Origin of the sequence: Labrenzia sp. PO1, assembly GCF_012273635.1 — a bacterium.
Lineage (GTDB): Bacteria > Pseudomonadota > Alphaproteobacteria > Rhizobiales > Stappiaceae > Roseibium > Roseibium algicola.
Genome location: NZ_JAAXCR010000006.1, coordinates 1 through 22,546, shown reverse-complemented (window position 1 = coordinate 22,546; position 22,546 = coordinate 1). Strand labels below are relative to the sequence as shown.

General features: G+C 59.1%; 16 protein-coding genes. 10 read left to right on the top strand and 6 right to left on the bottom strand.

Annotated elements, in window-relative coordinates; all coding sequences use genetic code 11:
• Window position 1: 1 nt before the first annotated feature.
• Window positions 2-463, bottom strand: coding sequence for an Lrp/AsnC family transcriptional regulator (locus HCG46_RS25380; protein WP_023000201.1), 462 nt, complete (start codon window positions 461-463; stop codon window positions 2-4).
• A gap of 104 nt (window positions 464-567) precedes the next feature.
• Between HCG46_RS25380 and HCG46_RS25375 the strand changes: the two genes are divergently transcribed.
• Both HCG46_RS25375 and HCG46_RS25370 read left to right on the top strand, forming a co-directional pair.
• Window positions 568-2,034 carry an aminotransferase class V-fold PLP-dependent enzyme gene (locus tag HCG46_RS25375; protein WP_168687835.1) on the top strand — a complete coding sequence of 489 codons (1,467 nt, stop codon included), beginning with the start codon at window positions 568-570 and terminating at the stop codon, window positions 2,032-2,034.
• A gap of 16 nt (window positions 2,035-2,050) precedes the next feature.
• Window positions 2,051-2,839 carry a class II glutamine amidotransferase gene (locus tag HCG46_RS25370; RefSeq protein ID WP_168687834.1) on the top strand — a complete coding sequence of 263 codons (789 nt, stop codon included), beginning with the start codon at window positions 2,051-2,053 and terminating at the stop codon, window positions 2,837-2,839.
• 98 nt (window positions 2,840-2,937) lie between these two features.
• Here the strand turns inward: HCG46_RS25370 and HCG46_RS25365 are convergent, their stop codons facing one another.
• The 4 genes from HCG46_RS25365 to HCG46_RS25350 form a co-directional block, all read right to left on the bottom strand.
• Complete coding sequence (locus HCG46_RS25365) at window positions 2,938-3,309, bottom strand: STAS/SEC14 domain-containing protein (protein WP_023000198.1); 372 nt, start codon at window positions 3,307-3,309, stop codon at window positions 2,938-2,940.
• A 139-nt stretch (window positions 3,310-3,448) separates the two neighbouring features.
• Window positions 3,449-4,129, bottom strand: coding sequence for an HD domain-containing protein (locus tag HCG46_RS25360; protein ID WP_353621841.1), 681 nt, complete (start codon window positions 4,127-4,129; stop codon window positions 3,449-3,451).
• Window positions 4,119-4,688 (bottom strand): helix-turn-helix transcriptional regulator, encoded by a 570-nt coding sequence (locus HCG46_RS25355; RefSeq protein ID WP_168687833.1) that lies wholly within the window; start codon window positions 4,686-4,688, stop codon window positions 4,119-4,121. The genes HCG46_RS25360 and HCG46_RS25355 overlap by 11 nt, the downstream gene beginning before the upstream one ends.
• A gap of 88 nt (window positions 4,689-4,776) precedes the next feature.
• Window positions 4,777-5,403: a DapH/DapD/GlmU-related protein gene (locus tag HCG46_RS25350; RefSeq protein WP_168687832.1), complete on the bottom strand. Its 627-nt coding sequence runs from the start codon at window positions 5,401-5,403 to the stop codon at window positions 4,777-4,779.
• Between the two features lie 399 nt (window positions 5,404-5,802).
• On the opposite strand from HCG46_RS25350, the gene phnC reads away from it, so the two are divergent.
• From phnC to HCG46_RS25325, 5 genes are all read left to right on the top strand, one after another.
• A complete protein-coding gene (gene phnC, locus HCG46_RS25345) occupies window positions 5,803-6,636 on the top strand; it encodes a phosphonate ABC transporter ATP-binding protein (RefSeq protein WP_168688017.1) in 834 nt (277 codons plus the stop codon).
• 58 nt (window positions 6,637-6,694) lie between these two features.
• The gene (gene phnD / locus HCG46_RS25340) at window positions 6,695-7,609 is read left to right on the top strand and encodes a phosphonate ABC transporter substrate-binding protein (protein ID WP_023000193.1); all 915 of its coding nucleotides are present in this window, start codon (window positions 6,695-6,697) and stop codon (window positions 7,607-7,609) included.
• A 182-nt stretch (window positions 7,610-7,791) separates the two neighbouring features.
• Window positions 7,792-8,640 carry a phosphonate ABC transporter, permease protein PhnE gene (phnE, locus tag HCG46_RS25335; RefSeq protein WP_023000192.1) on the top strand — a complete coding sequence of 283 codons (849 nt, stop codon included), beginning with the start codon at window positions 7,792-7,794 and terminating at the stop codon, window positions 8,638-8,640.
• 11 nt (window positions 8,641-8,651) lie between these two features.
• The gene (phnE, locus tag HCG46_RS25330) at window positions 8,652-9,986 is read left to right on the top strand and encodes a phosphonate ABC transporter, permease protein PhnE (protein ID WP_168687831.1); all 1,335 of its coding nucleotides are present in this window, start codon (window positions 8,652-8,654) and stop codon (window positions 9,984-9,986) included.
• 156 nt (window positions 9,987-10,142) lie between these two features.
• Window positions 10,143-11,330: a lytic murein transglycosylase gene (locus HCG46_RS25325; RefSeq protein WP_168687830.1), complete on the top strand. Its 1,188-nt coding sequence runs from the start codon at window positions 10,143-10,145 to the stop codon at window positions 11,328-11,330.
• 49 nt (window positions 11,331-11,379) lie between these two features.
• Here HCG46_RS25325 and HCG46_RS25320 read toward each other — a convergent pair whose 3' ends face one another.
• Window positions 11,380-12,984, bottom strand: a complete 1,605-nt coding sequence (locus tag HCG46_RS25320; RefSeq protein ID WP_139314219.1) for a tetratricopeptide repeat-containing diguanylate cyclase — start codon at window positions 12,982-12,984, stop codon at window positions 11,380-11,382.
• Window positions 12,985-13,170: 186 nt separating this feature from the next.
• Between HCG46_RS25320 and parA the strand changes: the two genes are divergently transcribed.
• From parA to pbpC, 3 genes are all read left to right on the top strand, one after another.
• A complete protein-coding gene (gene parA, locus HCG46_RS25315; RefSeq protein WP_023000188.1) occupies window positions 13,171-13,812 on the top strand; it encodes a ParA family partition ATPase in 642 nt (213 codons plus the stop codon).
• Window positions 13,813-13,949: 137 nt separating this feature from the next.
• Entirely contained in the window at window positions 13,950-19,493 is a 5,544-nt protein-coding gene (locus HCG46_RS25310) for an alpha-2-macroglobulin family protein (protein ID WP_168687829.1), read from the top strand.
• 42 nt (window positions 19,494-19,535) lie between these two features.
• Entirely contained in the window at window positions 19,536-21,635 is a 2,100-nt protein-coding gene (gene pbpC / locus HCG46_RS25305; protein WP_209009628.1) for a penicillin-binding protein 1C, read from the top strand.
• Window positions 21,636-22,546 lie beyond the last annotated feature (911 nt).

Sequence of the window (22,546 nt, the reverse complement as noted above, 5' to 3'; positions counted from 1 at the left end):
GCTAGATTGGAAGGTCGCGGGCATCCGCGATCGATTCCATGGTCATGTACGACGTGACCGTATCCAGATCGACTTTCTCGATCAGGCGCTGATAGACGCGGTCGAAGGCATTCATGTCTTCGGCCACCACTTTCAGCATGTAGTCGTAGTCTCCGGCAATCCGGTAGAAATCGATCACGTTCGGAATGGCCACCACTTCGCCCCTGAACCTTTCCAGCCACTCCTTGGAATGGTGCCGGGTCCGGATCATCACGAAGACCGTGAGATTCAACCCCAGCTGCGCCGGGTCCAGCCGGATCGTATGTCCTTCAATCAATCCACTGTCGTACAGCGTTTTCAACCGGCGCCAGCAGGCGTTCTGGGAAAGACCGACCTTGTCGGCAAGGTCTCTTTGCGAAAGACGTGCGTCGCGTTGCAGGGCGCGCAGCAGCGCGCGATCAATATGATCGAATTTTTTCTCCATCATCGATCAAATGACACGATCTGGAGCCTAAAACAATCGAATGAGGTGAAGATTTCCCCGTGAAAGGGGTCGTATGATCCGAAAAAGACGTTTCGGAGCACAAGATGACCCAAAAAACAGGCACGGCACTCGATCATTTCATCGAGGAACTGAAATCTCCGGACCTGATTTCCCGCCTGCGCGCGGGATTGATCGGCGAGGGGGCAACCATTTCAGGTCCGTTCGGCGAGCGCGAGCTGATCTATGCCGACTACGTCGCCTCCGGGCGGGCTCTGCGTCAGGTCGAGGAATTCGTTCTGGAAGAAGTCCTGCCGGTCTACGCGAACAGCCACACCGAGGCTTCCTACTGCGGCAGCGCAATGACACGAATGCGCGAGGCCGCGCGATCTGAAATCGCCCGCATTTGCGGGGCTGACCAGGGCTACGCGACGGTCTTTTGCGGCTCGGGGGCAACCGCAGGCCTTAACCGGCTTGTACATCTTCTTGGTGTTTCGGCCGCCGCAGAGCGGGGCGAACAGCCACTTGTTGTGATCGGTCCCTATGAACATCACTCAGACATTCTGCCCTGGCGCGAGAGCGGAGCGGAGGTGATCGAGATAGACGAAGCGGAGACTGGTGGTCCTGATCTTGCGGAGCTGGAGGTTGTTTTGCGCAAGGCGGGGGCGGGCCGGCTGATTGTTGGAGCATTCTCGCTGATGTCCAACGTAACCGGCATCGTTACCGACGACGTTGCGGTCACACGCATTCTGAAGCGATACGGCGCGCTCAGCGTTTGGGATTGCGCGGGTTCCGGCCCTTACCTCCCGGTAGATATGAAAGCCGGCACGGATGCCCAGAAAGATGCGGTTGTTGTCTCGCCGCACAAGTTCATCGGTGGGCCAGCCGCGTCAGGCGTCATGATCGTGCGTAAGGAAGCTGTCAGCAAGGCGACACCGGTCTTTCCGGGCGGAGGAACTGTACGCTTCGTCTCGCCCTGGGCTCACGATTATTCAGACAATCTTTCAGCCCGCGAGGAAGCCGGGACGCCGAACGTGATCGGCGATATCCGGGCGGCGCTCGCTTTTCTGGTCAAGGAAGCCATTGGGCAGCGGCTCATGGACGAGCGGAACGCCGCCTGGCGCGCCAAGGCGCTGGCGGTCTGGCGTGACAATCCGGCGATCGAGATCCTCGGAAACGACAAGGCCCGTCACGTGCTACCCGTGTTCTCGTTCCGTGTGAAGGATCTGGAACGCGGAGGCTATGTGCACCAGCAGCTCGTCACCCGCATGCTGTCGGACATCTATGGCATCCAGGCCCGTGGTGGCTGCGCCTGTGCCGGGCCCTATGCCCATCGGTTGCTGGATATCGGTCCGGAACAGTCCGAAGCGTTGAGGGCCGGTATTCTTTCCGGTGAAGAACTGAAGAAACCCGGCTGGACACGGCTCAATTTTTCAGTGCTCATGACAGTAGACAAGGCGGACAGGATCATTGCCGCCGTCGAAGATCTGGCGCTGCATCCTTATCCGGCCGCGGATTACTACGCGTGCGATGAAACCACGGCCCGGTTCAAGGCCATGCAAGACGCTGCTTGAAGGACACCAAGTCGACATGTGCCGCTGGGCTGCCTGGAGCGGAGCTCCCAAATACCTGGAAGAAGTCATTTGCGATCCGGCGCATTCGCTGATCGACCAGAGCCGCAACGCGCTGTCCTGCAAGACATCGGTCAATGCCGACGGGTTCGGCGTTGCCTGGTACGGCGACCGGGACACTCCTTGTGTCTACAAGGACGTCCGGCCCGCCTGGTCGGATCCAAACCTGTTGCAGATCTCCAAGCACATCCGGTCTCGCCACTTCCTGGCACATGTGCGCGCCTCAACCGGAACGGCGACCACGCGGGACAACTGCCATCCTTTCACGTTCCAGCGCTGGACCTTCATGCATAACGGTCAGGTCGGCGGCTACGACAAGGTGAAGCGTCGCCTCGACAACATGATCCCGGACGACCTTTACCGCGACCGCATCGGCGGCACCGACAGCGAAAGCCTGTTTCTGGTCGCGCTCGCCTATGGACTCAATCTGCACCCGCGCGCGGCGATGGCGAGAGCTGTGTTCGAAGCAGAAGCCCTGTCCAAATACGCCGGAACGACGCCTCACATGCGGTTTGCTGCCGGCTGGTCGGATGGTGAAACGCTCTATGCCGCCCGCTATGCTTCGGACAACCTAGCGCCGACGCTCTATTACCGGGTGTACGACGACGGTGTGATGGTGGTGTCAGAACCGCTGGATGAAGCCCGCGGATGCTGGATGGAAGTGCCTCAGGGCCAGATGATCGAGGTCTGGGACGGCAAGGTGAACCAGGTTGCCTTCCTGAGTGATGAACAGCTCGCTGACGCCTGATTTTCCGGACTGACCTGCCAGGACTGACCTGCCAGAGCTGAATTGTCAGATGAGGCTGGACGGCAGCCTCAGTAGCAGAAATCGCCAACGGCTTGACCTCAGACCGGCGTTTCGATCCAGTGCCAGGCGATATCGATTTCATCCCGGTCGAAGTGCTTTTCCTGAATTCCGACCATCCGTGCAAACGTGGCGTCGATCGCAACGAGGGCGGCAAGCAGCTTGCTGTCCGTAACGATGGCGATCTTGTTGAGATGCTGCATGTTGGCAAGCACCCACCGGATGTCCGCCTTGGCGGCCTCGAAAGAAACGCCGACATGATCGCCAAGAACGACCAGAACGCTGATCTTGCCCTGATCTTCAATCATCTCCTCGGCCTTGGCGATCAGGTTCTTTTCCTGATCAATATCGATTTTTCCGGAAATCTCGACACCGAGAACGGCACCCTGGCTGCGGGGCAGAATGGTGTACATGCTGGTTCCTCCGGCAGTGACTGGACGGCACAACCAGAAGGGTAAACCCAAACACGAAAAATAAGAACCTGCCTGACCTTTTTTGCTGACCGCCCGGCAAGGCGCCAGGCACCCTTGAGCGGCAAAGTCTCTGGTGCAATCAGGCGATTTCCCGTCCTGCGCCCGTCATCATGGTGCGGGTAAGCTCGTCGACTTCGTCACGCAACTGGCGCGTGAGAGCACTGCAATCGGTGCGATCACGGCCGTAACCCAGGTTGAACTCATAAAATGAAGGCGCTTGCCTTGGCATCAGAACGTGCTGAAGCATGGTCTCCAGCTTGTCGAACGCCTTGGCAAGTCGGGCTTCGACGGTTCGTGCCGCTGCATACTCATCCCAGAGGGAGGTTAGCTCCCCAGCCACGTCACCCGGCAGCGGTTCACACAAGGTCAGGAAGTCCCGCCTCTCGCGTTCCTGCCGGTCGTCACCCGGCGTCTGGAGTGGAGCGGGGACATCTCCGGAGATGGCTTCGCCCAGGTCATGCACAAGCGTCAGCTTCAGGAGTTTGAGCAAGTCGACTTCTTTCAGCTCTGGTTCGAACAACAGAACCATCAAGGCCAGTCGCCAGCTATGTTCGGCAGTGCTCTCCGGCCTGCCGCCGGTTGTCGTTCCCGAGCGAAGCGTGTCCTTCAGCTGCTCTGCAGCCTGAAGGAAGTCCAGCAGGCCCGTCAGTCTGGTATGGGAAATTTCAGGAAGATCGAGGGAAGGGGGCGTCTTTGTCATGGTGGCCAGATTATTGCGGGCCACCGCGCCAGGCGAGTTACCGCATAATTTATGCGGCATCCTGTTCTTCACGGACCAGCCGCGCAAACCGTCCGTCTGACAGCGGCAGGCGCGAAATCCGGATGGTGCTCTCAGGGATGGTCATTTCCGGGAAATCAACGTGTTCCGTTCGGTAGACAATGTCAGGAGCATCCGGCTCGAACCAGCCATAGTCGGTCAGTCTGTGCTCCGTTGCCCGGATGCCTGCGGACGCAAAACGCCACAGGGGCCGGTTCAGAAACTCGTTCACCGGTGCGCGCCATTCGCAGGCACGCGGTACGGACATGGCCAGCAGCCTGTGTGTGAGGTCGCAGACCAGATGCACGGGAACTGCGGACCGGGAGACAAGATCAAGCAGGGCCTTGTCGGCGGCGCTCTCCGGACGTGCCCTCAGCAGACAGGTGATCTTCGCCCTGTCGCTGTCGTCCGGCTGCGACATGCCACTCTCCCAGCGCGATATCCTCGTCTGCGAGACGCCGAGTTCATGCGCCAGAGCTTCCTGCTTGACCCGGTTCAGTACGCGCCAGCGCCGCAGCGACGGTCCAAGACTGCTTTCTAGAACGGCGGTTTCTGTTTGCATGGTGCAAGTGTAACGCGTCCCGGGAATTTTGTGCAGCGGGAAAAGAAGGCACGGCTCACCTGAGCAGGTGTCCGCGCCACCAGCGGGATCAGCGGTACTTCTCGATGAATGCGTCGATCGACAACTTGCGAAAATCGGGCAGCCGCTGCTTCAGCTCTTCTTGGGACCAGTCCCACCAGGAGATATCGATCAGCGCCTGTTCCTGCTGTTCGGTAAAACGCCGTTTGATTTCCCTGGCGGCCACACCGCCAACAACGGTGTAGGGGGCGACATCCTTGGAAACGACTGCCCCGGCTGCAACAATAGCTCCGGTGCCGATCGAGACGCCGGCAAGCACCGTGACATTGTGGCCGATCCACACATCATGGCCAATGGTGACCCAGTCGTCCTTGCGCCACTGGAAGAAATCCGCGTCGTCTTCGCCAAGGTCATAGGCAGCAGCGCGGTAGGTGAAGTGGTGCTGTGAGGCGCGCCAGGTTGCGTGGTTTCCCGGATTGATGCGGACGCGACGGGCGATGGAACAGAACTTGCCGATAGTCGACCAGACGACATCGCCTTCCTGCACGATATAGGAATAGTCCCCCATGCTGCTTTCGCGCATTTCCGTGCGTGCGCCAACCTCGGTCCAGATGCCGAGATCACAATTCAGCACCCTGGCCTCCGGGTGAATGTTCGGGGCTTCGGTCAGGGAAGGCTTCTGGGTCGGGGCGGACATGGATGCTCCATATAGCGTTGGAAGGAGTGCGGAAACGGTTTGTAGCCGTGTTGCTGGCACCGGTCGTGACGCTTTGATGACACTGGCGTGACTCCCGTCACTTTTTTTGCATGCATCCACAGCGGTGAAAGCGGCATTTGGCGGGTAGAAGCCTTGTATTTGAGCACTGATTTCCGAGTAAATTTTAGCCAGGAATGTGTGACGCCAAGGGGGCTCGGAAAGCGCTGAGAGCGCTGCGGAATTCCCGCCGGAGATGGTTGTTCTGCCGATGCTTCAGGCAGGGATGTCATTGATTTGTCATAAAATTTTGAGCTCCCCGACAAAGGAATGTCATTTTTCTGTAATGGTCCGGTGGCTCTTGTCGCGCAGCACGACGAACACAACGGACAGGGCTGGCGCGTGATTCAATTTCAGGAAGTCACCAAGACCTTCGGGTCTCGGACCGCGGTCAACAAAGTAAGTTTTAATATCGAAAAACCGCAGATGGTCGGGATCATCGGTCGCTCCGGTGCCGGCAAGTCAACCTTGCTGCGCATGATCAACCGGCTGACCCCCGCCAGCGCCGGACAGATCCTGTTCGATGGCCGGGACATTCTCAGCCTGAAAGGCGGCATGATGCGCCGCTGGCAGCGCGACTGCGCCATGGTGTTCCAGCAGTTCAACCTGGTGCCGCGCCTGGATGTTGTCACCAACGTCATGTTGGGGCGCCTCAACGGTCACGGCACCTTGAAGAGCCTCTTCAACATCTTCAGCCAGGAAGACGTCAATTCCGCGCTTGGTGCGCTCGACAGACTGGGCATTGCCCAGGAAGCCACCAAGCGGGCCGAGGAGTTGTCCGGTGGTCAGCAGCAGCGTGTTGCGATTGCCCGCGTTCTTATGCAGGACCCGCACATGATCCTGGCGGACGAGCCGATTGCTTCGCTCGATCCGATGAATGCCAAGATCGTCATGGATGCGCTGCGTGAGATTCACGAGCGCGACAACAAGATCGTCATCTGCAACCTGCACACGCTCGACACTGCCCGGACCTATTGCGACCGGGTGATTGGCATGCGCGACGGTTTCCTCGTGTTCGACGGGGCGCCGGAAGCGCTGACCACGGCTGTCGCACGCGAAATCTACGGTGCTGATGAGAGCTTTAACGAGGCGGCGACATCCACCGCCATCGATGCCGGCCAGTCCGGTTCCAGAGAATCCGCCGGTGCGATGACCCCGGCGGCAGCAGCGGTCTGATCCGGCTGCGCACCCGCTTAACGTCATCAAAATTGAGAACTCTCGGGGAGTGTCCCAAATGAAACTCGTTGCTAAAGTTGCTGCGCTTGCTGCTGTCAGCATGATCGCTCTGAACGCTTCTGTTGCCGGTGCAGCGGAAATCACGGAATTCCGTATCGGCCTGCTCGGCGGCGAAAATGCTTCCGACCGTCTGCGTGCCAACGAATGCCTGCGCGAAAAGACCGAGGAACTGCTCGGCGTTCCGACAAAGCTGTTTGCTCCGGCAGACTACAACGGCGTTATCGAAGGCCTGCTCGGCGGTAACCTCGACATGGCCTGGCTCGGTGCTTCCGGCTACGCAAAAGTCTTCCTGACCGACCCGGAAGCCGTTGAGCCGGTTCTGGTCAAGGTCAACAACGACGGCAGCTATGGCTACTACTCCATCGGTTTTGCCCGCGTCGACAGCGAGATCAACTCCCTGGAAGACATGAAGGGCAAGACCTTCGGCTTTGGTGACCCGAACTCCACGTCCGGTTACCTGATCCCGTCCATCGAAATCCCGAAACTCGGCTACTCCATGAAGCCGGGTGAGTATTTCTCCGACGTCGTCTTCACCGGTGGTCACGAGCAGACCATCGTTGCCGTATTCAACGGCGACATTGCCGGCGGCGTGACCTGGGCTGACGGTCTTGGCGAATGGGAAGACGGCTACAATTCCGGCGCTCTGCGCAAGGCAACCGATGCGGGTCTGGTCGACATGACCGAGATCAAGGAAATCTGGCGTTCGCCGGTGATCCCGGAAGGCCCGGTTGTCCTGTCCAAGAAGCTGCCGGACGACATCAAGGCAAAGATGACCGAGCTGATGGCCAACCTCGTCAAGGAAGACAAGGAATGTGGTTACGGCGTGATGGCCGGTGAAGCACGCGGCTTCGAACCGATCACCCATGCGGCTTACGAATCCATCGTCGCTGCCCGCAAGGCAAAGAGCGAGTAATCGGAATTTCCGATCTCCGCGCGGGCCGGTCTCCGGCCCGCGTTTTCTCAAGTATCGGCCAGCGGAATCGACTTTCCGCCAGAAGTGGCTCCACAGGGCCAGGATCGCCAGGTTTCGAAGGGTTGATCCAGCTAAGCCACCCCGCTTCGGATGAAGTGAGCATCAAGTAAAGGTCCCAAACAATGGCTGTTGCCGCACTCGAGCAGGAAATCCTGTCCATGCGCAAACGCCGCCAGCTCTATTCGTTGATAGGGTTGCTGCTGGTCGTAGCGGTTCTGGTCTCCGGTTATTCGAAATCCAATTCGATGAATTCCGGCGGATTTATTCAGGGTCTTTCCAAGTTCTTCGACTATCCGGGCGAGATCGTCGTTGAAGCCTTTGAAGCCGGCCCGGCCTTTTTCTCGCTGATGCTGCAGTTCGTTCCGGCCATGCTGGAAACCTTGAACATTGCCGCAGTTGCGACCCTTCTGGGCGGCGCGATGGCGGTGGTGCTGGCGATGGCCTCCACACGCAATGTCGACAGCTGGGGACCGTTGATCCCGGTAGTCCGCCGCATCATGGACATCACACGTGCCTTTCCCGAACTGATCATTGCGCTGTTCCTGATCTTCGTACTCGGCTCCAGCCCTGTACCAGCCATGATCGCTGTTGCGTTTCATACCGCAGGTGCGCTCGGCAAACTCTTTTCCGAAGTGAACGAGAACATCGACCGCAAGCCCATCGAGGGCCTGTCGGCCTGTGGGGCCAGCTGGCTGCAACGCATCCGGTTTGCGGTGCTGCCCCAGGTGGCGCCGAACTATCTCAGCTATTTCCTGCTGCGCCTTGAAATCAATGTGCGTGCTTCTGCCATTCTCGGCTTCGTTGGCGCTGGCGGCATCGGCCAGGAACTTCGCCGCACGATCGGCTGGGGCAAGGGTGCAGGCGATGAAACCGCCGCTATCTTCGTCCTTCTGTTCATAACCATCATGGCCATCGACCAACTGTCGTCCTATCTGCGCGGCAAGCTGGTCGGGTCCGGCCGGGCGCATTGAGGGGAAATCTCATGACCGTCGATACGCTCGAAACACCCGTCACCCAGGCACTCGTCTGGAATCAGGTCCGCCGGCGCGCATGGCTCACTGTCGTCGTACCGCTCGCGATCTTCACCTACCTCGTTTACACCTGGTTCGCCTTCGGGGTGCCGGAACTGCTCTCTCGTGCCCAGCCGGAACGGGCGGTGATCCTGGCAACGGATAGCGTCGCCTACAAAGTTCACGTCACAAAGAGCTTCCGGGACAACGAGTTCGAAGTTGCGATCGAAGGCGAGCGCACCGCTACCTACGACAACGCCAAGGTGCCTGACTGGGTGCAGCTCAGCGGCGAAAATGGTGTGGTTGACCTCGGCGATGGCTACAAGGTCGAGATCGATGACAGGACAGCCCTGTTCACCATCCCGGGCTATGGCGTGGTGGAGGGCACCGCGACTGCCGATGGTGTCGAAACGGTTCTGCCGGCAGGGCCGGCACCTGACTGGATCAAGATCGACCCGCGCAAGCTCGATGTGCGCCCGACCCTTGATCGGCGCCTTCAGGTCACCAAGACGAAGATCGAGGTTCACAACTATTTCGGCGGTTGGGAGAACTTCTGGTTTCCGTTCCGCTCACCACTTTACGGCATGTCCTTCAGCCAGCTTTATGCGTTGGCGTTGAGCTCGGACCGAATGGATCCGGAAACGTCGAACATCTGGTTCATCGTGAACGAGTTTCTGGAAAACCCTGACTGGCAGCACGGCAAGGTTCTTACCGCCTTGTTCGAAACCATCATGATGGCTGTTCTCGGCACTCTCACGGCTGCATTCTTCGGATTGCCGCTGGCGTTTCTTGCAGCTCGCAACTTCACGCCGTCGAAGCTGCTTCGGTTCGGAACACGCCGCCTCTTCGACTTCCTGCGTGGCATCGACATGCTGATCTGGTCGCTGATCTTCATTCGCGCCTTCGGTCTCGGGCCGCTGACAGGAGCTCTGGCAATAGCCTTCACCGATACCGGTTCGCTCGGCAAACTGTTTTCCGAAGCGCTGGAGAACATCGACAACAAGCAGGTCGAGGGCGTGAGGGCGACCGGCGCCAATCAGATCCAGCGGTATCGCTACGGTGTGATCCCGCAGATCCTGCCGGTCTTCGTGTCCCAGGTCCTCTACTACCTGGAATCGAACACCAGGTCAGCCACGGTCATCGGTGCTCTCGGGGCAGGGGGGATCGGTCTCTTGCTGGTCGAAACCATGAAGACCTCGCGCGATTGGGAAAACACCAGCTACATCATCATCCTGACAATCATTGTCGTGATCCTGATGGATCAGACCTCAGGTTGGCTGCGCCGGAAGCTCATTGAAGGCAAATAGGTCCGTCTGACCTGAAAGTGATAAACCCGGCGCGGTAACGGCGCCGGGTTTATCTTGATAACTGCAGGTACCCCCTTTTTGCCGCATTTATGTCGCGCTAGCGTGTCAGCGTTCGGAAATTGCTTCGAAGCTGCGGAGGGGGCTGTGCGCCAGGGCATGCGAAATCATCTTGTGAATGTTGCGTTCGGAACCGGTCTGTCCATGATGGCCATGGCAGGATCGGCCTTTGCGATCGAAAGCTGTGTTGCATCCCTGAAGAAACAGGCTGTTGCCGCGGGCGTCCGGCCGGACATTGCCGAGCGCATGCTGTCAGGTGCAACCTTTGACGAGAAAGTCATCCGGTTCTCGACGTCCCAGCCCGAGCACAAGACCGAAATCTGGGATTACATGGCCTTTCTGGTCGACGCGCAGCGGATCCAGGACGGCAAAGCAAACCTGAAAAAACACAACAGCACACTCACCTCCATCGAAAAGCGGTACGGTGTCGACCGGCACGTGGTTCTGGCGGTCTGGGGCATCGAGAGTGACTACGGCAACTTCCGCGGCGATTTCTACACCCCACATGCTTTGGCCAATCTGGTTTGCGCCGGCAAACGGCGCCAGAAATACTTCCAGGGCGAATTGATCAAGACCATGCAGATTGCTTCGCGAGGGGATGTACCGGCCAAAGACTTCGTCGGCTCCTGGGCAGGGGCTTTCGGGCAAACCCAGTTCATGCCGAGCACCTACAACAGTCTTGCGGTTGACTTTGACGGCGACGGCCGCAAGGACCTGGTGAATTCCGTCCCCGATGCTCTGGCTTCAACGGCAAACTTTCTGAAAAATGCCGGATGGAGCAACAGCCGGCCCTGGGGATACGAGGTCAAGGCACCGAAGAGTTACAGTGGGCCGTCGGGTCTGAAGAACTATTCCTCCCTGTCGACCTGGGCGAAAAGAGGCTTCAGCAAAATCGACGGCGGCGCTCTTTCCGGCAATCTGGATGCAGCGCTGATCCAGCCGGCAGGAGCGGGTGGCCCGTCCTTCCTGGTGACCCGCAACTTCCGGGCTCTGCGTTCCTACAATGCATCAACGTCCTATGGTCTGGCGATCGCCCTTTTGTCGGAACTCGTATCAGGCGGCGATCCGTTCAAGACACCCTGGCCGACGGACAACCCCGGTCTTTCCCGTGCTCAGCGTGTGGAGCTGCAGAAGCTTCTCAACCGCAACGGCTTCAACGTCGGTGAACCGGACGGGAAGGTCGGCCCGGCCACACGTGAAGGCATCCGCAAGGCCGAGGCACGCCACGGCCTCCCGGTAACAGGACGTCCGTCCTGGAATGTGTACTCGGTGCTGGGGGGGAAATAGCCCACGGTCAATCGGCTGAAATAGGGTGAACCTGCTTGACAGGTGCCGCTCAGGAAGCGTTCTGGGGAATGGAAAGCGGCACACTGGAATGGAGGCAGCTTCTGTTTCGGCCCGTTTTCTTGGCTTGATACATGGCCTCGTCCGCGGTCCTGAGAAGCTCATATTCGAGGTCCGGGCCGTTCGCCTGAACCGAGACCCCGACGCTTGCGCCGACTGTCCTGTCCACCGCCCCTTTGATCGGGATCGGCAGGTTGATGTCGTAAACGATCCTGTCTGCCAGGGCAGATAGACTGTCCGCGTCAGTGCGCCGTGTCGACAGGATCAGGAATTCGTCGCCGCCCATCCGGATGATCGTCTCATCTTGTTGCAGCAAATCCGACAACCGTTCCGCCACTGCCTTGATGACCTGATCACCGACCGAATGGCCATGGTGATCGTTGACGGTCTTGAACCGGTCCAGATCGATCAGAATGGCGGCAACCTTGACGCCGGGGCCCACGCTGAGCCGGGTCGTTTCGAAGAATTTCGACATCATGCGCCGATTGCCGACACCTGTCAGCGCGTCGTGCAGTGCGTTGAATTCGATCTGGGCGTTGAGTTCAAGAAGGCTCGTGTTCGCCTCCTGCAATTCCGTGTTCAAGGTTTCGGTTCTGGTGCGCAATTCCCTCTCGTAATCGGCCTTGCTGTGTGCAAGCCGGAATTCCAGCCGGTTCCGGAAATCGTTGCTCTGGCGTTCCGTTTCCTCGGTGAACATCTTCTTCTGAAGTTTCACATAGGCCTTCAGATAGTCGAGTGCACTGCGGTGCTCTTCCAGGGCTTCGTGGGTCTGGGAGAGCTTGAGGTAGAAGTTTCGCGTCCAGTGGTGATAGTCGGCACCGGCAGCGTTCAGCAGACCGTTTTCCAGTTCGGCACGCGCTTCGTCATAGCGCTTCTCTTCGAAAAGGCTCAATCCGAGCACGTAGTAAAGGTGGCAGGCGACCCGGTGATCCTGGCTGAACTGTGCCGCTGCCAGGCCCTTGGCGGCGCAGGCGCGCGCCTCCTTCAATGCCCCGGTTTCCACCAGCGCTGCTCCCAGCACTTCATAGGCGTAAGGCAGGTTCACGGCGTTGCGATGCTCCAGGGCATCTTCCAGGCACGCCTTTGCCGCTTCGACGGCTGCCTCGGGACTGCCACACCGCAATTCAGTGCGCGATAGGGTTTGCAGGATGTGCGAACGCTCGTAAACAAGGCTCAGCCGATCGGCGATGTCCATGGCTTCCTGAAGCTTGGACTGAGCCTTTTCGTAGTCATGATAATAGGCGCACATGTTGGCGAGTACGGTCAGCGGCTCGATACCGGCGCGTCCGTGAGTTGCCGCCCCGAGGATCTCCAGGCTTTCTCCCAGAATGGCATCGGCCTGGCTGAGTTCACCGAGGCTGTAGACGCAAACCGACTTGATGACCAGAAGCTCGGACCAGCCTTCCGGATCCTGCCTGGGATCCATCATCGAGAAGGCTTTGTCTGCAAGCTTTGCCGCCGCATCGAAATGACCGGACCAACGCTCCAGCCATGCAAGATTGAACTGAAGGGGACGGTTGCCGGGATCCGGTTCCGGCTGCCGTTTCAGCGCGTCATACAAAAGGCGTTTGCAGAACGCCGGATTGCGCCATCGCAAGGCCCAGCTTCGCTCTTGCAGTTCCTTCAGGTGCGCCTCCCTTGACGGCAGTTATTAAAAAATACCACTGGTGATCATAGCCATAATTCCGGAAACGCAACGTAAATTCATTTGGATAAGACATAGATTTGTTGCGTTGCGAAAAACATCAGCGCAATATATTGGCGAAATTCTGGAGGTTTAGGCATGTCCGGGCGGATTCTGACGGTTGCACAGCAAAAAGGCGGGTCGGGGAAGACAACCCTTGCGGCCCATCTTGCCGTTGCGCTTGCCAAAAAGTCCGGCGAACCGGTGGCAATCCTCGACGTGGATCCGCAAGGCTCTTTGGGGACCTGGTTCGAGGCACGCGAAGACAACTTTGGCGAAGACAATACCGGTCTTGAATTCCGCACCGCGTCAGGCTGGGGCGCAAGGCGTGAGGCGCGTTCGCTCGCAAAGTCCCATGGGTACGTTGTCATCGATACACCGCCCAAGACCGACAGTGATGCCAAGCCGGCAATCGACGCCGCTGACTTCGTGATCGTTCCGATCCAGCCGACGCCGGTCGATCTCTGGGCAACCTCGCAGACGATCGAGATGGCTGCGCGTGAAGATACTCCCGCACTTCTGGTACTCAACCGCGTACCGCCCCGCGCGTCCCTGACAGGCGAGATGGCGGACGCCATTGCCGCTTCGGGATATGACGCGCTCAATGCCCGCCTGGGCAACCGGACCGTCTTTGCCTCTGCAATGGGCAGAGGCCGCGCCGTGACCGAGGACGCACCATCCAGCAAGGCGGCCCAGGAAGTTGCGCTGCTGATCGAGGAACTGGTCAGCAGGATCGGCTGAACTCTCAGACCATCTCGTCTGCATTTGCGAGACCACGCCCTTGTGTCAGGAGAGTTCACTCTAAAAACTATTTTGCCTTGTCCTTGTCACGATCCAGTGACTTGATAGGGGAAATTATAGGCCCCGGAGGATTGGCCATGTTCGTTTTTTCGTTTGTTTCCCAAAAGCTTTCCCTCAATTTCAAGCATCGTTTCAAGAAGGTTGCCAAAAGCACACTGCTTCTTGTGGCCAGCGCCGGTTTCGCCGGTATCATGGCCACCGCAGCAGGCGCGCAGGACCGGCGTATCGTCACCATTGATGATGCGGATTTCTTCGGTGGTGACTATCGCACCGTAAAAGACGTGGATCTGGACGGGTGCAAATCCGTCTGCCTCAGCGACAATCAATGCCGCGCATTCACCTTCAACACCTCTGCGGGCTGGTGTTTCCTGAAGACCGACTATGGCGAACTGCAGAGTTTTGCCGGTGCGATCGCCGGACGGGTCGTTGAAGTCAAGGCGCCACGCGCCGACCAGAGCGCAGACCGAAAGGCAGAGCTGGTTTTTATTCCCAAATCCCAGCTGGAAAGCGCACAGACCTATTCCCTCAGCATTGCAAATTCGGTGCGCCCGAACGGGCAGACTGCGGATCAGCTGCGCCGGAACGGTCAGGACGCACTCGGCGAGCGTAACGGCGCACTGGCAGAAGCCGACTTCCTGCAGCTGATCAAGCTGGAACCGGGTGAATTTGATGCCTGGACCCAGCTCACCACCGCCCTGCTGCTGCAGGATCCAGACAACTGGCAGGACAGGGAAACCAAGCGCAAGAACGCGATATCAGCCTCGATCAATGCCTATCTGCGGTCCGTCAGCGCACCTGAGCGCGCCTTGGCGCTTGAACTTGTGGGCCGCGCGATGACCCGAAGCAGCGAATACAAGACCGCGATCAAGGCCTTGCGGGCATCGTTGGCGGTCGAGGAAAATTCCAGCGTACGTCGGCAATACGCGGATCTGGTTGCCGAGCACGGCTTCCGGATCGTTGATCACGAAGTCGATTCCGACAGCGCGTCGCCACGGATATGTCTGGTCTTCTCGCAAAAACTGCCGCTTGGCGAAGACATGAGCCCTTATGTCAGCGTAAGCGGCGAGGGTACTTTCGCGATCGAGGCGGAAGGCAGCCAAATCTGTGCGGATGGTCTCAAGCATGGCGGCCGCTATCAGATCACCGCACGCAGCGGCTTGCCGGCAGCCGATGGCGAGAAGCTGGAAAAGACCGCAGACCTGACTGTCTATGTGAAGGACCGGTCTCCGTCCGTCAGCTTTTTGAGCCGTTCCTACGTTCTTCCTGCTGGTGGCGACCCCACCATTCCGATCGTTTCCGTGAACACCTCTGAAGTCGAGACCTCGATCTACCGCATCGGCAACCGCTCCATCGCCGATATTCTGCGTGACAACCGCTTCCTGCGGCAGCTAGACAGCTGGCGGGCAGACCAGATCGAGGACGAACTGGGTCAGAAGGTCTGGTCCGGAATTGTCGAGACCGGTAACGACCTGAACCAGGACATCACGACCGCCATACCGATTTCGGAAACCGGCATCGAGCTGAAACCGGGCGTCTATGCCATGACTGCGCGGTCAAAGCTCGATCAGAAGAACCGCTGGGGCACGCTGGCAACGCAATGGTTCCTTGTGTCCGATCTGGGCCTGACGGCCCTTTCAGGCGATAACGGCATTGCCGCCAATATCCGCTCTCTCACAAGCGCTGAGGCATTGGAGGGCGTGACCGTGCGCCTGTTGGCCGTCAACAACGACATTCTCGGTGAAGCTGTCAGCAACGCGGAAGGCTTTGCGGAATTTGCCGTCGGCCTTACCCGCGGCAGAGGCGGTCAGGCCCCCGGTATCCTCGTTGCTGAAACGTCCGAGGGCGACTATTCCTTCCTCGACCTGCGCAAACCGGCGTTCGATCTGTCCGACCGGGGTGTCGAAGGACGTGCAGCACCGGGACCGCTAGACGTTTTTGCGTGGACGGATCGCGGTATCTACAAGGCCGGCGAAACCGTTCACGCGCAGGCTCTGCTGCGCAATGCAAGTGCAACCGCACAGGAAGACTTTCCGCTCACCTTCATCTTCAATCGGCCCGACGGGGTCGAACACGCCCGCTTTACCGTGAACGACGGCGGGCTTGGTGGCCACCTTCAGGATGTGACGCTGGCGGCGTCGGCTCAGCAGGGTATCTGGTCCTGGCAGGTCTTTGCCGATCCGAAGGGCAGGGCTCTCACCGAGCAGACCTTCCTGGTGGAAGATTATCAGCCCGAGCGAGTCGATTTCGAACTTGAAACAGATGCAAAGGCCTTCAACCGTACCGGACCGACAGCAGTATCGCTGGACGCCAAGTATCTCTACGGCTCTCCGGCCAGCGGCCAGACGCTGGAAGGTGATGTCATCGTGCGGCCGATCCGCACGCTTGAAGCCCACCCGGGCTATCAGTTCGGCATTGCCGATGCGGATGCCTATACACAGCGTGGCTCCCTGTCGTCGGGCCTGAAGACCGATGAAGATGGCAAGCTTACCTTCGACGTCTTCATGCCCGAACTTCCCGAGACCACCATGCTTTATACTGGCGAGCTGATCGCACGCCTGGTGGAAGCGGGTGGCCGCTACGTTGAACGGGACATGGACCTGCCTGTTGCCATCGACGGACCACGCATTGGCGTGAAACCCGCCTTCGACGGCGGTGTCGATGAAGGCGGTCCGGCCGATTTCTCCGTAATCGTCATCGATGAAGACGGCAAGGAAGTCGACGGAGCGGACATCGGCTGGACCCTGTCCAAGGTCGATCGTCGGTATCAATGGTACCGCTATGACGGCAACTGGTCCTATGAGCCGATCACCACCACCCGCCGTGTTGCCACCGGCACCGTGCAGGTGACTGCTGGACAGCCGGCACAGCTGTCCCTTCCGGTCGAATGGGGTGAGTACCGTCTCGACGTTGAAGGCAGCGGAACGCTGCAGACCTCGACGCGCGTCACCTTCAATGCCGGCTGGTATTCTGCCGATGCGTCCTCAGATACGCCTGATTATCTGGACGTTGGCCTCGACAAGACCAGCTACCGGCCCGGCGACACCGCCAAGCTGCGCCTCAAGCCACAAATGGCCGGGATTGCCGTGGTCAATGTTGTTTCCGGCGGATTGCTGGCCAGCAAGACCGTTGAAGTGACTGCCGAGGAAACCGAGGTCGAGATCCCTGTCAGCGACGATTGGGGGGCAGGGGCCTATATCACGGCCAGCCTCTACCGGCCGATGGACCTGGACCAGAAGCGAATGCCGTCACGGGCAGTCGGTCTGTCCTGGCTGCAGGTCGACCCGGGTGACCGGGCGCTTGACGTGCAGTTGTCTGCGCCTGACCGGATTCTGCCCGAGACGACACTGGACGTTCCGGTGAAACTCGCGAACCTGAAACCGGGAGACCAGGCGTATCTGACGATTGCCGCGGTTGACGTCGGCATTTTGAACCTGACCGGCTTCCAGACACCGGATCCAGAGAAATGGTACTTCGGCCAGCGACGTCTCGGCACCGACTTCCGTGATCTTTACGGCCAGTTGATCGACCGGATGGCTGGAACCCGCGGGCGCGTCCGTTCCGGAGGAGATGCCGCAGGCATGCGGCTCGATGCACCTCCGCCGGATGAAGAACCGCTTGCCCTGTTCTCGGGACTTGTAACCGTGGGCGATACTGGCGAAGCAACCGTCTCCTTCGATATCCCGGCCTTCAACGGCGCCGTCAAACTGATGGCGGTTGCCTGGACAAAGGATGGCGTCGGTCATGCCGACCAGGAAGTGGAAGTGCGTTCACCAGTCGTGATGACGGCAAGCGCACCCGCCTTCCTTGCACCGGGAGACCAGTCGCGAATTTCCCTGGAAATCGACAACGTCGATGGCCCTTCCGGCTCTTATGCACTCGAAGTCTCGGTCGCTGACGGCCTTCGGCTGGAAGGCGGCAGCACGGATCAGTCCCGTACGCTGGATCTGGAAAACGGCAAGAAAGCCCTGGTGCTGCTTTCGGTTTCGGCAGAAGACATGCTGACGAAGTCGGAAGTCGTGGCGTCGCTGACCGGGCCGCAGAGCGAAGTTTTCGTCAAGCGTTTCAGCCTCGAGGTTGAAGATACCCAGCCTGAAGTTGTCCGTCAGTCCAGCTTCTCACTGGCATCCGGAGACAGCCTCTCGCTGGATGCGGACTCCTTCGACGGCCTGCGGGCGGATACGGTTGACATCACCTTGTCTGCCGGTGGTGCTGCAAGCATCGATGTCGCCGGCCTGCTGGCGGCACTTGACCGCTATCCTTATGGCTGCACCGAGCAGACGACCAGTCGTGCCTTGCCGCTGCTTTATCTCAGCGAAGTTGCTGAGGCTGCGGGGCTTGGCGGCGATAGTGCCATTCGGGAACGGGTGGTCAAGGCCATTGCCAAGATCCTGTCGAACCAGTCCTCTTCCGGCGATTTCGGTCTCTGGAACAGCTACGGCGGCGGTGATACCTGGTTGGATGCCTATGTCACCGACTTCCTGACCCGTGCACGCGAAAAGGGATATCTGGTGCCTGATCTTGCGTTCACTTCGGCACTGGACAATCTGGAAAACAGATTGGCCTATTCCTCCGACTTCCAGGATGGCGGCGAAGACATCGCCTATGCGCTCTACGTGCTGGCCCGCAATGGCCGCGCCTCCATGGGCGATCTTCGCTACTACCTGGATGCCAAGCTGCAGAACTTCGCAACACCGCTTGCCAAGGCACAGGTTGCTGCCGGGCTTGCCCTTTATGGCGAGCGTGACCGGGCGGCCACCGGTTTCCGGGCGGCTCTTGCCGCTCTGCCGAAGGAGGCTCCGAAGTACTATCGCGACGACTACGGCTCCGTCCTGCGCGACAGCGCGGGCGTGACGGACTATGTCGTTTCGGCGTCCATGGAAGACAGTCTGAAGACGGAAGCAATCGACTTCCTGAAAACGGCCCAGGCCAACAAGCCATACCGGTCGACACAGGACATGGCCTGGATGCTCCTGGCAGCGAATGCGCTCAACGAATCCGCGCAAGACGCCCGGATCTCCGTTCGTGGTGAAGTAACGCCCGGACGGCTGGCCTGGTCGCTGGCTGGCCGCGAGGTTGCCGACTTCCCGGTGGAGGTGAAGAACAACGGGGACGCTGGAACGGAGCTTCTTGTCTCCGTGGCCGGCCAGCCGCTGGTGCCCGAGCCCGCAGGTGGCAAGGACTATGCGGTTGAACGCACGGTCTACGACCTTGACGGCAATCCGATCGATCCGGCCGCGGTTCCGGTCAACACCCGGCTTGCTGTGGTCGTCACAGTACGGGCCCTGACGGATCATCCGGGCCGGTTGATGGTCGTTGACCGCCTGCCTGCCGGCCTGGTGATCGACAATCCGCGGCTTGTGCGTTCCGGCGATATCGGTGGCCTGTCGTTCCTCGATACGGTTGATCAGCCGGAACATTCGGCGTTCTACAGGGATCGTTTCGAAGTGGCCGTGGACCAGACCCGTTGGAGCAGCAAGGAACTGACCTTTGCCTATCTTGCACGGGCTGCAACCCCGGGCGACTATTCGCATCCGCCGGCGTCGGTAGAGGATATGTACCGTCCGGACCGTCGCGCCATTACGGCAACCGGCAGGTTGGTTGTTCTCGGCCCGACACGGTAAGGCGACCGTACGATGAAAACGTTGGCGCGGCGGAATTGGCTCATGATCCGGCGGTGGTTCGCTGCCGCCGGTCTTGGTGCCGCCGCACTGTCTGTCTGCCTGATTACAAAGGTCGGGCACGACTATGCGTCGCTGTCCGCGCCGCCCCGTGTCGGCGACCTGCCTCTGTCGGTTGTCGTTCTGGACCGGAATGACCGCCTTCTGCGGGCTTTCACCAGCCAGGACGACAAATGGCGCTTGCCGGTGGAGCTACCAGAAATCGATCCGCTTTATTTCCGGATGCTGCTGGCGTTCGAGGACAAGCGGTTTTACGAACACGGCGGGTTTGACGCGCTGGCGCTTGCTCGCTCTGCCCTGCAAAGTCTCAGGAACGGCCGCATAGTTTCCGGCGGTTCGACGCTGACCATGCAGGTTGCGCGGTTGCTGGAAGAGCAGCCGACGAAGTCGCTTGAGCGTAAATACGAGCAGCTACTCAGGGCCGTTCAGCTGGAAGCGGAATTTTCGAAAGAAGATATCTTGCGGCTTTATGCTCTCAGGGCGCCGTTTGGCGGCAACCTGGAGGGGGTTCGGGCGGCAAGCCTTACCTGGTTCGGCAAAGAACCTGGGCGTCTCACGCCGGCGGAAGCTGCGCTGCTGGTGGCATTGCCGCAAAGCCCGGAGGCGCGGCGGCCGGACCGTTTTCCAGATCAGGCGCGCAAGGCCCGCAACCGTGTCTTGCGCCGGGCAGCAGTGGCTGGTGTCCTCGGCAAAGAGGATGCGGCTTCGGCTGCGAATGAACCGGTCCGGACGATACGTTATGCAATGCCATTCCTGGCGCCGCACGAAAGCCGGCAGGCGCGTGCCGATGCGCCACTCTTGCCTGTCCACCGGTTGACGATCGACCTTGAGCTTCAGCGTGCGATCGAGTCCCTGGCGAGACGGAAGAGCGAGACGATGCCATCGCCAGTTTCCCTGGCCATTCTGGTCGCCGATCACCAGAGCGGAGAAATTCTGGCCAGCGTTGGCGCGCCGAACCTTCTGGACACGCGCCGCCAGGGGCATGTCGACATGACCCGCGCCACACGTTCGCCCGGATCAACGCTGAAGCCGTTCATCTATGGTCTTGCCTTTGAAGAAGGTGTCGGTCTGCCGGAAAGTTTCATTGAAGATCGGGCGACCAACATTGGTGGCTACCAGCCGACGAACTTCGACCAGTCCTACCAGGGCACGGTCACCCTGCGCGAAGCCCTTCAGTTGTCGCTCAATACACCGGCCGTGAAGTTGCTGGAAGCGGTCGGGCCAGCACGGCTGATTGCCCGGCTGAAACGTGCCGGTGCCAATCCCGTCATGGAGAAAGGCATCGCACCGGGGCTTGCCATCAGCCTTGGCGGTCTCGGCATGACCTTGCGGGACCTGACCCAGGCTTACGCCGCAATGGCTCGAGGTGGCGAACCGGTAGCCCTGTCCGTGTGCCGCAAAGACTGCGAAGAGGGTACGGCGCCGGTGTCTTCAGCCCGCGTCCTTTCGGAAAAGGCCTCCTGGATGGTGGGCGATATTCTTTCCGGATTGCCGCAGCCGCAAAGTGCAGAAACACACCACGTCGCCTACAAGACGGGCACAGCCTACGGCTATCGTGACGCTTGGGCTGTCGGTTATGACGGTCGTCATGTGGTGGCGATCTGGTCGGGGCGCCCGGATGGCACGCCAGTGCCCGGGGCGACGGGAGCTTCGGTCGCCGTACCTATTCTCTTCGAGGCGTTTCAGATCCTGGGACCCGACAGGGTTCCGCTTCCGGACGGTCCGGCGGAAGCCATGAGTGTCGCCGGGCAACAGGTTCCCGAACCGCTTCGCTTTGCCCGCTTGCCACAAAACCGCGGCACGGTTCGCACGGGTGACACCTTGCAGATATCCTATCCGCCGGACGGAGCCGAGCTGGATCTTGGGTTCGCACAGGACAGTTCGTTGGAACAGTCGGCGCAGCCTCTGGTCGTCAAGTTCAAGGGCGGTGCAGGGCCGTTCTCCTTCCTTGTCAACGGACGCCCCCTCCATACAGGGCAGCGGGAAAGGCAACTTGTCTGGCAGCCGGACACGCCTGGTTTTGCGGATGTGACGGTGCTCGATGCCAACGGCAACAGTGCAGGAATAACGGTTCTCTTGCGCTAATCGAACAACAGCGCGCCAAATCGAACCCTTTCATTGTCGGCATCACATAAAGGCCTGCCGACCGGTCTGCATCAAAGATGCGGATCGACACGCCCCGCCTGAGCATCCGCTTGTTTTGCGAGAGTTCGCATGGAATGAGCGAATCTTCCGAAAAACATGCGGTTTTCATCGCCGTGGGGCGAATCTTTCAGCATCGAATCCCGCGACAAAGTATGTGGAAGACAAGAAACACCTACCTTGGCGAGGTTTTAGCGGATTTTCTCCACTCGTCTGAGTGGTGTCGTATTTTCCTTAAGGGAAGGGTGTTGAAATTCTCCATTGAACTTGTTTTCAAGTGTTAATACAGTATAAATTAAGAAAATATCTTAAATAAGAAAGACATGTATATTCTATTTTAGAAGTATGATCTATTTTTTGATTGAGTATTATCTTTTTAGATAGAAGTTCTTTGTTTTTCTGTGTTGTGTTTTGGAGGGGTGGGGTTGGGGTGTCTCATCGCGAAATAGTGATTTTCCCGGGATTTTTCGCGAATTTTTGTTTGATGGTTCCCTTGGGTAATGGAAAACTGGTTGCAAAACAGCATGTTGCAGAAAAAACACACAGCTGCCTGACAGTGCTGCTACTCAGCAGTTTGGACTTGCTGTGCCAACTCGAGTTTGGTTCTTAAGCCCTGCGACGGCGAGTAATCGCCAGAAAAAATAGTTCGGACTTTTTCGACTGAATTGTTTTTGTACGAAATCGCGGGGATGGAGCCCGCCAGGTCCTTGAGGGTCAGGTTCGGTTCCAATGAAAATTGACTTTTGGAGGTCAGATATGAAACTCAAGAGCTTGATGCTCGGCGCTGCAGCTGCTGCTGCTGCCACCACCGCACAGGCAGCCGATCTTCCGGTTGCTCCGGAGCCGGTTGATTA